This window comes from Mesorhizobium sp. M0761 (genome assembly GCF_040320205.1).
Taxonomy (GTDB): domain Bacteria; phylum Pseudomonadota; class Alphaproteobacteria; order Rhizobiales; family Rhizobiaceae; genus Mesorhizobium.
Genome location: NZ_JAMYPF010000003.1, coordinates 192,285 through 205,978, shown reverse-complemented (window position 1 = coordinate 205,978; position 13,694 = coordinate 192,285). Strand labels below are relative to the sequence as shown.

12 protein-coding genes are annotated in these 13,694 nt (G+C 62.4%); 5 read left to right on the top strand and 7 right to left on the bottom strand.

All coding sequences use genetic code 11. From position 1 onward, the window contains the following. Positions 1–22: 22 nt before the first annotated feature. A complete protein-coding gene (locus NKI32_RS06295; protein ID WP_353002278.1) occupies positions 23–1,237 on the bottom strand; it encodes a deoxyguanosinetriphosphate triphosphohydrolase in 1,215 nt (404 codons plus the stop codon). Between the two features lie 76 nt (positions 1,238–1,313). Here NKI32_RS06295 and erpA point away from each other — a divergent pair, with 76 nt between their 5' ends. The 4 genes from erpA to NKI32_RS06275 all read left to right on the top strand — a co-directional run bounded on the left by erpA (position 1,314) and on the right by NKI32_RS06275 (position 3,232). Then, positions 1,314–1,661 carry an iron-sulfur cluster insertion protein ErpA gene (gene erpA, locus NKI32_RS06290; protein WP_027050337.1) on the top strand — a complete coding sequence of 116 codons (348 nt, stop codon included), beginning with the start codon at positions 1,314–1,316 and terminating at the stop codon, positions 1,659–1,661. A gap of 4 nt (positions 1,662–1,665) precedes the next feature. After that, entirely contained in the window at positions 1,666–2,058 is a 393-nt protein-coding gene (locus tag NKI32_RS06285) for a VOC family protein (protein WP_023681658.1), read from the top strand. Positions 2,059–2,066: 8 nt separating this feature from the next. Continuing rightward, positions 2,067–2,861 carry an exodeoxyribonuclease III gene (xth, locus tag NKI32_RS06280; protein WP_023667698.1) on the top strand — a complete coding sequence of 265 codons (795 nt, stop codon included), beginning with the start codon at positions 2,067–2,069 and terminating at the stop codon, positions 2,859–2,861. A 116-nt stretch (positions 2,862–2,977) separates the two neighbouring features. Next, positions 2,978–3,232, top strand: coding sequence for a hypothetical protein (locus tag NKI32_RS06275; protein WP_245260192.1), 255 nt, complete (start codon positions 2,978–2,980; stop codon positions 3,230–3,232). Positions 3,233–3,432: 200 nt separating this feature from the next. Here the strand turns inward: NKI32_RS06275 and NKI32_RS06270 are convergent, their stop codons facing one another. The 5 genes from NKI32_RS06270 to NKI32_RS06250 form a co-directional block, all read right to left on the bottom strand. After that, on the bottom strand, positions 3,433–4,257 hold the full coding sequence (locus NKI32_RS06270; protein ID WP_023667701.1) for a tetratricopeptide repeat protein: 825 nt from the start codon (positions 4,255–4,257) through the stop codon (positions 3,433–3,435). Then, a complete protein-coding gene (ilvD, locus tag NKI32_RS06265; protein ID WP_023706010.1) occupies positions 4,244–5,968 on the bottom strand; it encodes a dihydroxy-acid dehydratase in 1,725 nt (574 codons plus the stop codon). The genes NKI32_RS06270 and ilvD overlap by 14 nt, the downstream gene beginning before the upstream one ends. Before the next feature lie 289 nt (positions 5,969–6,257). Continuing rightward, positions 6,258–7,526 carry an OmpP1/FadL family transporter gene (locus NKI32_RS06260; protein WP_353002275.1) on the bottom strand — a complete coding sequence of 423 codons (1,269 nt, stop codon included), beginning with the start codon at positions 7,524–7,526 and terminating at the stop codon, positions 6,258–6,260. A gap of 357 nt (positions 7,527–7,883) precedes the next feature. Beyond that, positions 7,884–10,667, bottom strand: coding sequence for a valine--tRNA ligase (locus tag NKI32_RS06255; RefSeq protein ID WP_023697627.1), 2,784 nt, complete (start codon positions 10,665–10,667; stop codon positions 7,884–7,886). Between the two features lie 266 nt (positions 10,668–10,933). Continuing rightward, entirely contained in the window at positions 10,934–11,815 is an 882-nt protein-coding gene (locus NKI32_RS06250; RefSeq protein WP_353002273.1) for a PopZ family protein, read from the bottom strand. Between NKI32_RS06250 and NKI32_RS06245 the strand changes: the two genes are divergently transcribed. After that, on the top strand, positions 11,757–12,188 hold the full coding sequence (locus NKI32_RS06245) for a hypothetical protein (protein WP_353002429.1): 432 nt from the start codon (positions 11,757–11,759) through the stop codon (positions 12,186–12,188). The two genes, NKI32_RS06250 and NKI32_RS06245, sit on opposite strands and share 59 nt — an antisense overlap. Here NKI32_RS06245 and NKI32_RS06240 read toward each other — a convergent pair. After that, positions 12,145–13,530, bottom strand: coding sequence for a TolC family outer membrane protein (locus NKI32_RS06240; protein WP_023667706.1), 1,386 nt, complete (start codon positions 13,528–13,530; stop codon positions 12,145–12,147). The genes NKI32_RS06245 and NKI32_RS06240 overlap by 44 nt on opposite strands. Between the last annotated feature and the right edge of the window lie 164 nt (positions 13,531–13,694).

Sequence of the window (13,694 nt, the reverse complement as noted above, 5' to 3'; positions counted from 1 at the left end):
TGGCCGGCAAATCGCGCCCGCCCTAGCTTAAATCGGGCGTATGGTCAAACAGACGGCGGTGTTCCTTCAAGGAGTAGGTATCCGTCATCCCCGCGAGGAAATCGGCGACGCTGCGCGCCTTGATGCGGTCCTCCGCCCGGTCGAGCCCCTCCCGCCAGCCGTCCGGCATGGCGCGCGGATCGGCGTAATAGACATCGAACAGGTCGCGCACGATCTGCTCGGCCTGAGTGCGCACGCGCATCACCTCGTCATGCCGGTAGAGATGCTTGTAGAGAAAGGTCTTCAATTCCTTCTCGGTCGCCGCCACGTCAGCGGAAAAGGTCACCATCGTTTCGCCCGCCGCCCGCACCGCTTCGGCGCTGTCAGGCTTGATGCGCTCAAGATTGGCGGTGGTGGAAACAATGACATCCTCGACCATCATCGTGATCTGCCGGCGCATCAGCTCATGGCCGGTGCGCACATCGTCCAGGCCCGGATAGCGCGCGCGCACGCTTGCCAGGATCGATCCCGGCAGCGCCACCGTTTCCAGCATGTCCAAGGTCAGGAAGCCGGAGCGCAGGCCGTCGTCGATGTCATGGGTGTTGTAGGCGATATCGTCGGCGATCGCAGCACATTGCGCCTCGATGCCGGCGAAATGGTCGAGTTCGAGGTCGTGCAACTCGGAATAGTCGCGGATCGCCTGCGGCACCGGGCCTTTGAGCCCTTTTCCCTTGGCGTCGGTCAGCGGGCCATTGTGCTTCACCAGGCCTTCCAGCGTTTCCCAGGTCAGGTTCAGCCCGTCGAACTCGGCATAACGCCGCTCCAGCCGCGTCACCACGCGCAGCGACTGCGCATTGTGGTCGAAGCCGCCCCATTGGGCCATCCGCTCGTTCAGCGCGTCCTCGCCGGTATGGCCGAACGGCGTGTGACCGAAATCGTGCACCAAGGCGACCGCCTCGGCCAGATCCTCGTCGCCGCGCAACGCTCGCGCCAGAGCCCGCGCAATCTGCGCCACCTCGATCGAATGCGTCAGCCGGGTGCGATAGTGGTCGCCTTCATGGGCGACGAACACCTGCGTCTTGTGCTTCAGGCGGCGGAAGGCAGTCGAATGAATGATACGGTCGCGGTCGCGCTGGAATGGCGTGCGAGTCGGGCTCTCGACCTCGTCATAGAGCCGCCCGCGCGACCTGGCTGGGTCGCTGGCATAGGCCGCGCGCGGCCGATAGCCGAACCCAATGTCGCCAAGCTCATTTGTCATGGCTGATGCCGCCGCAGTTGACTTGCCCCTTCCCGCTTCATACCTATCATGTGAAACCGAAAGCAAGGTGACGCCCATGGGCGCTGATGCCAAGACTGCCATGAAAGTCGAGATGACCGAGTCCGCCGCCAGGCGGATCGCGAAAATCGTCTCTGGCGAGGCCGGCAAGACGGCGCTGCGCGTCTCCGTAGAGGGCGGCGGCTGCTCCGGCTTTTCCTACAAGTTCGACCTGGTCGATACGCGCAATGACGATGACGTCGCCATCGAAAAGGACGGCGCCACCGTGCTGATCGACGATTTGTCACTGGTCTATATGGGCGGCTCGGTGATCGACTTCGTCGACGATCTGATGGGCCAGTCGTTCCAGATCCGCAACCCCAATGCAGTCGCCTCCTGCGGCTGCGGCACCAGTTTCTCCATCTAGGCAGATGTCCGGCGTCGGCGCGGTCCGTCAGGTCGCACTGTCGGCCGGGCGCGACCTCGACGTCACGCTAGCCTTCTGGCACGATGTGCTCGGCCTCAGCGTTCATGCCCGCTACGATCCGCCGGGCATCGCCTTCATCATGGCCGGTGATATCAGGTTGCTGTTCACCGATGGCGTTCCGGCCGGCACCGTCTATCTCGATATAGCCGGGCTCGAAGCCTTCCACGCCGAGGCGAAAGCGTCCGGCGTTCCCTTCACCGCACCGCCGGCGCTCGTCCACAACGACACCGAAGGCACGTTCGGAACGGCAGGGGAAAGCGAGTGGATGGCCTTTCTAAAGGACCCGGCAGGCAATACGATCGGGCTTGTCGAACGTCTTTCGCCCGAACATCCCTGAGGCCGCCCATGAAAATCGTTACCTGGAACATAAACGGCATTCGCGCCCGCATAGGCAACCTCACCCACTGGCTGAGCGAAAGCCAGCCCGACATCGTCTGCCTGCAGGAGATCAAGTCGGTCGACGAGCAGTTCCCGCGCGCCGAGATCGAGGCGCTTGGCTACAACGTGGAAACCCATGGCCAGAAGGGCTTTAACGGCGTCGCCCTACTGTCGAAACTTCCGTTCGACGAGGTTATCAGAGGCCTGCCCGGTGATGACGCCGACGAGCAGGCGCGCTTCATCGAGGGCGTGTTCTCGACCGACCAGGGCGCGCTGCGCGTCGCCTCGCTCTATCTGCCCAACGGCAATCCCATCGATGACGAGAAGAAATTTCCTTACAAGCTGGCCTGGATGGAGCGGCTGCATCGCTGGGCCGAGCAGCGGCTGCTTCTGGAGGAGGCGCTGGTGCTGGCCGGCGACTACAATGTCATCCCCGAGCCGGTCGATGCGCGCTTCCCCGAGAACTGGCTTGGCGATGCGCTGTTCCAGCCGCAGACGCGGCAGGCCTTCCGACGGCTGAAGAATCTCGGCTTCACCGAGGCAGTCCGCGCCGTCACCGATGCGGCCGATGTCTATACCTTCTGGGATTACCAGGCCGGTGCCTGGCAGAAGAACAACGGCATCCGCATCGACCATCTGCTGTTGTCGCCCGAAGCCGCCAACCGCTTTTCCTCGGCCTCGATTGAAAAGCACGTGCGCGCCTGGGAAAAGCCTTCCGACCATGTGCCGGTGGCGATCGATCTGGCGCTGCTGCCGGCCTGATATCAGCCGAAACCCTGATGTCGCCACAATCGCGCCATTCAGTCAGAGATCAGCATGGCGGCTGGGGTTCCATGGCACTACGATTCCTCCTTTGCCCGATCGGTCTGGCATTTGCCATGGCCTCTCCTGCAGCGGCACTTGCCGATCAGCAGTGCCTGGCCAATGGCAAGTCCTACCAGGTCGGCCAGGTCACCTGCCTGACGGTTTCAGACAAGAGCCATATGGCCCGCTGCGACCTGGTGCTCAACAACACCTCATGGACCAAGATCGGCGACAGCTGCCCCGACAGCACGATGAAGCCGCATCTGCACGTCACGCCGATCTCGATGCCGGTACACAGAGCGGCGCCGGCGGAACTCACCGAGAACTGATGGATGTGAGCTAATTTCCCCCTTGAGGGGGAGATGGCCGGCAAGCCAGAGGGGGGCGCGAAGAAACGCGACCTTTCGGTCAAACAAGCTCACCCTCTCAGTCCAACCCGGGCAAACTTTAGTCAACTGAAATGCCAGCGGGACAGCGCCCCCCTCTGCCCTGCCGGGCATCTCCCCCTCAAGGGGGGAGATTGGCAATTTCACTGGTCGCCGCCGCCCTTGGTCAGGATGTCGTCGGCAAGCGAAATGGCAGTGCGACGGTCGGCTTCGCCGGCGGCGGCAAATGCCTCTTCCTGCATGCCGCGGATCCACGGCTGGTCGCTCGGCGAGGCGCGTTCGAGCGCGGCGGTCATCATGGCCAGCCCGCGCACGATCTTGCCGCTCTGGAACAGAAGATTGCCAAGAGTCGCCTGGGCGCCGGCATGGCCTTTTTCGGCGGCGAGCTGGAACCAGCGGCCGGCCTGCTTGACGCTGGCCTTGACGCCGCCCTCGCCCTTCAGGAACATCTGGCCCATCTCGAACTGGGCGTTCGGGTTGCGGTAATTGGCGGCCGCACGCATGTAATATTCCTGCGCCGCGACCTCGTTTTCCTCGACCGGGCTGCCGGGGATGCCTGTCCGGAGATAGTCGCCCAGCGCCACCAGCGCGTCGGAGACATAGCTTTCCTCCGGCGAACCCGGCTCGACATCCTGATCGACGATCTCGGAGAAGAATTTGAACGCCGCGTAGTCGTCGCGCGTCACGCCGTCGCCTTCGGCATACATGCGGGCGAGCTTCCAGGTGGCGCCGATCTGGCCGTTTTCGGCGGCGTATTTATAGGCCTCGACCGCCTGTTCCTTGTGGCCGCTCTTGTAGGCGGAGAAGCCGAACTGGAACACGGCCCACGGGCTCGATTGCGGCTTCACGCCGGTCTTGTCGTCGAACACCTTGTCGTCGAAGGCCATGGCCTGGCCCACGGCGCCAAAGATCGCAACAGCGACCAGTGCCGGAAGGACAGACGACCTCAACAACTCAGATATCCGCATAGCAATGTGTTTCTTTGGCACCACCCGGATGGGTGACCGCGCCGTCGCGGGCAGGCCCTACCGTCTGTGCGTATTTCCAGATCGCGCCCGACTGATAGTCGGTCGTGCGCGCCTTCCAGGCCTTCGCCCGCGTTGCCAGTTCGGCCTCGGACAGGTCGACCTCGATCGTGCCTTTGGTTGCATCGATCGAGATCACGTCGCCGTCTTTCAAGAGCCCGATCGGGCCGCCCACGGCAGCTTCGGGCCCGACATGGCCGATGCAGAAACCGCGCGTTGCGCCCGAGAAACGACCGTCGGTGATGAGAGCGACCTTGCCGCCCATGCCCTGGCCGTAGAGCGCCGCCGTCGTCGACAGCATCTCGCGCATGCCCGGGCCGCCGCGCGGACCTTCGTAACGGATGACGAGAACCTCGCCTTCCCGGTAGTTGCGGTGCGTGACCGCCTCGAAACATTCCTCTTCCGAATCGAAACACCGTGCCGGACCTGAGAATTTCAGCTCCGTCATGCCCGCGACCTTCACGATCGCGCCTTCGGGGGCAAGGTTGCCCTTCAAGCCCACGACACCGCCGGTTTGGGTGATTGGTCGGTTGGCGGGACGGACCACATCCTGGCTATCATTCCAGGCAACATGCTCCATGTTTTCGGCCAAAGTACGGCCAGTCACGGTCATGCAGTCGCCATGGAGATAGCCGTGGTCGAGCAGCGTCTTCATCAACAGCGGAATGCCGCCGGCCTCGAACATGTCCTTGGCGACATATTTGCCGCCCGGCTTGAGGTCGGCGATGTAGGGCGTCTTCTCGAAAATCGCGGCAACGTCGAACAGGTCGAACTTGATGCCTGCCTCATGCGCGATCGCCGGCAGGTGCAAAGCCGCATTGGTCGAGCCGCCGGTGGCCGAAACCACGGTCGCCGCATTCTCCAGCGCCTTCAGCGTGACGACGTCGCGCGGCCGGATGTTCTTGGCGATCAGCTCCATGATCTTTTCGCCGGAGGCGAAATTGAAGCGGTCGCGCATCTCGTAAGGCGCCGGCGCGCCGCAGGAGTACGGCAGCGCCAGGCCGATCGCCTCGGCGACGGTGGCCATGGTGTTGGCTGTGAACTGGGCCCCGCAGGAGCCGGCAGACGGACACGCCGCCTGCTCGATCTCGAGCAGTTCGGCATCGCTGACCGTGCCGACCGAATGCTGGCCGACTGCTTCGAACACGTCCTGCACAGTGATCTGGCGGCCGCGATAGGAGCCCGGCAGGATCGAGCCGCCATAGATGAAGATGGACGGCACGTTGAGCCGCACCATGGCCATCATCATGCCGGGCAGCGACTTGTCGCAGCCGGCAAGGCCGACCAGCGCATCGTAGCAATGGCCCCGCATGGTGAGTTCGACCGAATCGGCAATGACATCGCGCGACACCAGCGACGACTTCATGCCCTGGTGCCCCATGGCGATGCCGTCGGTGACGGTGATGGTGCAGAATTCGCGCGGCGTGCCGTTTGCGGCCGCCACACCTTTCTTGACCACCTGCGCCTGGCGCATCAGCGAGATGTTGCAAGGCGCCGCCTCGTTCCAGCAGGAGGCAACGCCGACCAGCGGCTGCGCGATCTCGGCCGCAGACAGGCCCATGGCATAGAGATACGAACGGTGCGGCGCACGCGCCGGACCGACGGTCACATGGCGGCTAGGGAGCTTGGCCTTGGAGATGACTTTGGCGTCCATTCTCTTCCTTGCCGCGGGCGGTGCGGCCTGCCCATTGCCGAGCCTTCTGGCGCGTGTCCCGAGACGAATTCGAGGTGCGCCGGGTTTATGGCGGGAAATGGGCAATTTGGTCGAGCGGGACCGTAGCGCGGGGGTTGGTCCGGAACTGTTGCCAAAACGTCACAATTACGAGAGGCGACATAGGTGCGGCGGATTTGAACGCCGGCGCTTGACGGCACGGCTCGACGCTGTGCCGCAAACTGAAAAAGGCCGGGCACTGCCCGGCCTTTTCTCTTTTAATTTGAAAAGCTTACCACTTCACCTTGAACGAAGTCGAAACGGCTGAAACCAGATCGTTGCCGAAATCGGCGGTGTAGTCCGTACCATATGTGACGCCATCCTTGCCTACGACGGGATGGATCGATCCGCTTGTGAGCACACCCAACGCGCCGCCAAGACGAAGCTCGACGTTCGCGGTCGGGGTGTAGGATACACCACCGCTGACCGTCCATGTATCGGTCTGGGCGCTGAGGCCCGTGCTGGTTCCACGATCCCAGGTCAGACCCGCGGCGCCGCTCCACTGGTCATTGAACTTGTGGCCAATGCCGCCGGAAACCGTCCAGCCATCACGATAGAGCAGATCAAGCGACGTGAGCCTCAAAGCACTGGTCGTCGTGCAAGACGGAACGCCTGTCGGACAGAAAGGAATGCTCTGCAGCACGCTCCAATTGACCCATTTGATGGACCCGAACGCCAGCCAACCGGGAGCTATGCCCGACTGAAGTTTGAGTTCCAGCGACTCCGGAACCTCCGACGAGCCGCTGACATTGGTAACATTGCCCAGGAACGGGTTGGCCGGACCGACGGCGGGAAGCTGCGTCAGGTCGAGCGTTCCGTCCAAATGGTCCAGCTTGACCGCCGAGTTGTAAACGAGGCTGGCGCGCAGCGCGATATCCGGAATCTCATAGGCTACGCCGGCGCGCCATCCCCAACCGTCACCTTCGAGATCAAGACGGCCAATTCCCGACAACCCAAGGGGGCCAACAAAAGGCGAAACCAGCTGTTCCTTGAAACCCGAAACATCCTCGTGAAACACGCCGCCGATAAAGCGCACCTGTCCTTTTCCGAGATCCATCTTATACGAACAGGTCCCGCCTACGGCCTCGCTCTTGACCTTGGTTATGATGTTACCGTTCGCGCCGGCCCAGTTGGCGCCGGGATTGCTGTACGCACCGATCGGCTGGCCGTAGTCGATAAGACAATCGACGGGCCCCATACCAGCCTTGATACCGACACTCGGCACCCAATAGCTTTCGGTATCACGGGCACTGTTGGAGAAGCCCAGAGCGTTAAGATTGCCGCCACCCGTAACCGGGTTGGGATCAATATCCACCACGTTCTTCAGGTCGCGTTGCGGCATTACATAAGTGCCGGTCACCTCGCCTGTGACCTGCGCCGGATCGAAAAGCAGGTCGATGTCGTAGCCACCGCGCTCCAGACCGCCGGCATGCACGGAACCAATCAAAGCCAGCGAAAAACACCCCGCCCCCAGCAGTGTTTTCAAACGCAAATTGTTCATGGATGTCCTCCCCGAAATACAGTGCATCAAGCTAGAACCAATTCGGGTTAACGGTGCAACAATGAATTCACATAGCGTACATGTACACTCTTGCGGACCGCATTTCGAACACAGTGGCGGCTTGGCCGGTAGGTTCGAAAATGACCATTTGGGCGGCAGACTGGGGAACAAATCAGAAAAAACCGCTCAAAACGGCACCAAAACCGGCTATTTTGCCGGCATTCGGCCCCATTGTTACATTATGGCAACAATGGGGTCGAAACTTTCCGTTTACGTCAATATTAACGCAACGGAACGCCTATTTTTCAAGCAAAAGAACCTTCGCTAAGCGCTGCAAGCGTCTCGCGAATCCGGCGCTCAACCGGCGTCGCGCACCCTGGTCAGCGCCACCGAAAGCTTCTCCTGCTGATCACGGTATTCCGCGAGTTTTTCGCGCTCGGCTGCGACGATCTCTTCCGGCGCGCTGGCGACGAATCTCTCGTTGGACAGCTTCTTGTGCAACCGCGCGATCTCCTCGGTCACCTTGGCCAGTTCCTTCTGCAGCCGCGCCGCCTCGGCGGAGAGATCGATCAGGCTGCCGAGCGGCAGGCAGATCGTCGCCTCGTTGAGCACGATCTGGGCCGAGCCCTTGGGTGCGGCGTCCTGCAGCGAGATGTCGCCGGCCCGCGCCAGCCGCTGGATGGCGGAAGAATGGCGTTCCAGCCTCTGGTGGGTCTCGGCGCTGGCGCCGACCACCACCAGCGGCGCGATCGCCGCCGGCGGCACGTTCATTTCCGAGCGCACCGAGCGGATGCCGGAGACCAGATCGACCAGCCAATTGATGTCGGCGGCGGCGTCTGCGTCCTCGAAATCGGGTGATGGCCAGGCGGCGTGGCAAAGCAGCGTACCACGCGTCCTGCCCTCGCCTGCCGTCTGCGCCCACAATTCCTCGGTCATGAACGGCATCATCGGGTGCAGCAGCTTGTAGATCTCGTCGAGCACGAAAGCGACGCAGGCGCGGCTTTCGGCCTTGGCCGCTTCGTCGGAGCCCATGAACACCGGCTTCAAGAGTTCCAGATACCAGTCGCAGAAGAGGTTCCAGACGAAACGGTAGGCAGCGCCCGCCGCTTCGTTGAAGCGGTAAGAGGTGATGCCCTCGGTGATCGCGTGCGACGCCCTGGTCAGCTCGGTCAGGATCCAGCGGTTGACCGGCAGCCTGGCGTCGTTCAGCCAGAAATCATCGTTGCGCGCGACCTCGTTCATCTCGGCAAAGCGTGTCGCGTTCCACAGCTTGGTGCCGAAATTGCGGTAGCCGGCGATGCGCGCCGGATCGAGTTTCACGTCGCGCCCCTGCGCCGCCATCACCGTCAGCGTGAAGCGCAGTGCATCGGCGCCAAACTCGTCGATTAGGTCGAGCGGATCGATGACGTTGCCTTTCGACTTCGACATCTTCTGCCCGTTCTTGTCGCGCACCAGCGCATGCACATAGACGGTGTGGAACGGCTCCTCGTGCATGAAATGCAGGCCCATCATCATCATCCGGGCGACCCAGAAGAAGATGATGTCGAAACCGGTCACCAGCACGTCGGTCTGGTAATAGGTCTTCAGCTCCGGCGTGTGATCCGGCCAGCCCAGTGTCGAGAACGGCCACAGTGCGGACGAGAACCAGGTGTCGAGCACATCCTCGTCGCGGCTCAGGATTTCGCCCGGCTTGAAGGTCTCGAGCTTGTCCTCGACCCAGGCCTTCCACGGGCCTTCCAGCGCCAGATAATATTCAATCGCGGCGCCCAGCGCCTCTTCCTCGGTCTTCTCGACGAAGACGCGGCCGTCCGGCCCGTACCAGGCCGGGATCTGATGACCCCACCACAGCTGGCGTGAAATACACCAGGGCTGGATGTTCTCCATCCAGTCGAAATAGGTCTTTTCCCAGTTCTTCGGCACGAAGTTGGTACGGCCTTCACGCACCGATGCGATCGCCGGCTTGGCGAGCTCGGCGGCGTTTGCATACCACTGCTCGGTCAGAAACGGCTCGATCGGCACGCCGCCGCGGTCGCCATGCGGCACGGCGTGGCGGTGCGGCTCGATCTTGTCGAGGAAGCCGCCGGTCTCCATCAGCTCGACGATTTTCTTGCGCGCGACGAAACGGTCGAGACCGTCGAGCTCGTCCCAGACGGCCTGACGCTCCGGCGTCACGTCGAGCCCGGCGAGAAAATCCTCATTATTCCTGAGCGTTATTGCCGCCTCGATGGTCAGGATGTTGATCGCCGGCAGCTTGTGGCGCTTGCCGACCTCGAAATCGTTGAAGTCGTGCGCCGGCGTGATCTTGACCGCGCCGGAACCCTTTTCCGGGTCGGAATACTCGTCAGCCACAACCGGGATTTTCCGGCCGACGATCGGCAGCACGACATTTTTCCCGACCAGATGCCGGTAGCGCTCGTCGTCCGGGTGCACGGCGACCGCCGTATCGCCAAGCATCGTCTCGGGCCGTGTCGTCGCCACGGTAATGAAGGTCGCCGAATTTTCCGGATCGAAAGTCTCGCCTTCGATTGGATAGCGGAAGTGCCAGAGATTGCCGTTGATCTCCTGGGGCTCGACCTCCAGGTCGGAGATCGCCGTCAACAGCTTCGGGTCCCAGTTCACAAGGCGCTTGTCCTTGTAGATCAGCCCTTCCTTGTAGAGGCTGACGAATACTTCGAGCACGGCCTTGGACAGGCCTTCATCCATGGTAAAACGTTCACGCGACCAGTCGGCCGAGGCGCCGAGCCGCTTCAGCTGGTTGAAGATGGCGCCGCCGGACTCGGCCTTCCACTCCCAGACCTTCTCGATGAACTGCTCGCGGGTGAGATCGCGGCGATGGATCTGTTTCTCCATCAGCTGGCGCTCGACCACCATCTGCGTGGCGATGCCGGCATGGTCCATGCCCGGCTGCCACAGCACGTTCTTGCCGCGCATGCGCTCAAAGCGCACGAGTATGTCCTGCAGCGTGTTGTTGAGTGCGTGGCCCATATGCAGCGAGCCGGTGACGTTGGGCGGCGGGATGACGATGGTAAAGGCCTCGGCCCCCTCTTCCGCACCTGCGCCGGCGCGAAATGCGTCCGCCTCTTCCCATATTTTGGCGATCTTGGGTTCGACGGTCTTGGCGTCGTAGGTCTTTTCAAGCATGGGAAAGTGGTCCGCGCGGTCGGGAGTTTTGCTGACCCGGTGTAAATCGGAAGGTTTTGGCCAAGTCAACCGCGAGGGCTGCCTCAGTCCTTCAACGCAGATAGGCGGGGCCCTGGTCATTTCAACGGGAAGGCCATGCCCGCACCTTCATCGTCAGCGATCCCGACGGTAACCTGATCGTGTTCGCGACATCGGCCGGAAGCTGACCTGCAGCGAAAGCTCCGCCCGAAGGCGGCGCTTTAATCCGGAACGGGCTGTGGTAATGCCTACTGCGCGCCGCGCGCGACGCGCTCGATTTCTTCGCGTACCAGGCGCTCGACCAGCGTCGGAAGGTTGTTGTCCAGCCAGTCCTGCAACATCGGCCGCAGCATCTCCTCGGCCATCTCGTCGAAGGTCTTCTTGCTGCGGCTGGCAAAGGCGTCGGAGAGCTCGCCGAAGGCCGCAGCGACCTGCCGTCCCGTATGTTCCGAAACGATCGCCGGCCGAACCGGAGTTGTATCGGCCGGGCGCGCGTGCTCGCTGCGCGAAGGATGAGGCTCGAAAGCCGGCTCGGCAGCGAGATCGTCTTCGAAAGCCTCGACCTCCGCGATTGCTGCCTGCCGATTTTCAGTCTCTGGCTGCCTGATCTCCGGCTGCCGTACTGTCTCAGCCGGTTTTGTCTGATTGCCAACGGCCGCGATTTCGCGGCGCCAATCGGTGACGATCGAGTCGGTGGTTTCCGCCTTTGCCCGCACTGCAGCTTCTGCCCTGACGGCGGGAGCTGGCTCACTGGCTATCTTGGCGCTTACTTCCGCCAATGTCATCGGAGCATGCGCGGGTGGCGCGGCGGTCGTGGCATTTGCCGCAATGGCAGGCTTCACTGGCGACGGCTCGGAGCGCGGCTCCAGCCGCGCAACCACCGGCTCGGCCAGTTGGGCCTGCACCTCGGCCAGCGTCACCGGCTTCTTGCTTTCGGTCGAGCTGTGCAATTCGCTGCGGAAGGCCTCGACATCCAAAACAGGCCCGGCGGCCGGCACAAGGTCCTGGCGCAACTCATCGGCGTCGCCCGGCAGCTTGCGGCCGGTGTCGCTGTCTTCGATGATCCTCCTGATGGAAGCCAGTATTTCTTCCATGGAAGGTTCGCGCTGTGCGCTGCTTGCCGTCGCCATCGTCACACCCGCCGCCGCCGCGCATGATCCCGAAAATCGATCTTCGATTTTCGAAGAGGATCAGGCGCAAAATCAAAGTTCTACAGCCTCCTTTGCGCATCCATCGGACGCGTGGCGCTGTAGTGACCCGTTCCTGGATTCCTGTCCGGCAAAGCCGGATACGAATCATGGCGACAGCGTAGCCGACGGATCGCCATCCGAGAATCCCCAATCTCGGAAGACGCCGGATTTCAACAATTTAGGCTACAAAAGACAAACGCCGCGCATCCTTGGGAAGCGCGGCGCTACGATACTTTCAACCTTGGCGGGATTTGAACCGCTCGGGGGGTTCAACGGCCGTCCGGCGTACGCAGCCCGATCCATTTGTCCTTGACGGCTCTGTAGTGCTCTTCAGGCTTGTACTTCACCACATTCAACGCCAGGCGATCGGCCGACAGGCGGCCCATTGCCGAAAGGATGGCGTAGCTCGCTACAACCACATCGCGCTCGGAGCTGGCGAGGTCGATCTTTGCCGAGATGACGGCGTTCTGGGCGTTCAACACGTCGAGCGTGGTGCGCTGTCCGACATTGCGCTCCTCGATGACGCCGTTGAGCGCCAACTGTGCGGCCGCGATCACCTGCCGATTAGCGTCGACGCTTTCCCGCGCTGCGATGTATTGCGTCCATGCCGAGGTCACGGCCTGGCGCACCGAGTCACGGCTGACATCCACCTCGATGCGAGCCTGGCTGAGCGATTCCTTCGACTGACGAACGAGTGCGGAGGTACGGCCGCCCGAATAGATCGGAACGGTCAGCGTCGCGCCGACGGTTGCGGCATTGGAATCGCCGTCCGAATTCCCCGCGCCAGGTACAGTATTTTGATAGGCATGGGAAAGGCCGGCACTGGCAGTCAACTGCGGCAGCAACGCACCTTCCTGCGTCTTTACATCAAATCCCGCTGCATCGACGGAATGTAGGGCGGCCAGGATGGCCGGATGCTCGTTCGATGCAATACCGATCGCCGCCTCGAGACTCCTCGGCAACAGCTTCGCCAACGGCGACGCGGCCTTGAGCTTGCCCGGCTCGTCACCGACGATCTGATGATAGGTTGCCGCACTGGCCAGAGCCTGCGCACGGGCGGCACTCAATTGCGCCACCGCGGCCGAACGCGACGCGTCGGCCTGCGCCACATCGGTGCGCGTGCCCTCGCCGACCTCGAAGCGCGAGCGCGCCGCGCGCGCTTGCTCGGTCAGAAACTGCAGGTTCTGTTCGGTCAGCACCGCCACCTGGCGGTCGCGAATCACGTCCATATAGGCGCTCGCCGCGTTGAACAGCGTGTTCTCTTCGGTGTTGCGCAGGCCCTCGACCGAGGCCCTCACCTGTGCAGCGGCCGACGCGACCCTGTTCTTGGTCTGGAAGCCGTCGAACAGCGTCTGATCAATCCGAACGCCGAAGCTGCCGGTGGTCAATGCCAGGCTCGCGTTCCTGCCGTTCAGGTGCCTGGAGGTGTAATCGATATCAGCCGAACCAGTGATCACCGGGCGATAGCCCGACTTGGCGATCGCCACGCCCTCATCGGTGACGCGCACGCCGGCACGGGCCGAATTCAGCGAGGAATTGTTCTGGTAGGCCTTGGAAAGCGCGCCGAGAATGGTTTCCGCCGAGGCGGCTATCGGCGAAAGCGCTGTCGCGGAAATGAGGACAGTAACAAACAAACTCTTGGCTAAGGACGGCACTTTATATCCCTCATTCGTTTTGCACGGGAACCACGCCACGCCAGCCCATCCCTAGGGATCGGCCAGCGCCGCGTCGATGTATCGTTCCCCCGCTGACAGCCTCCCGAAACCCCGGTTAACCAATCAGCAACGATTGTTCAATCGCAAGCCAACATGACAGAGTC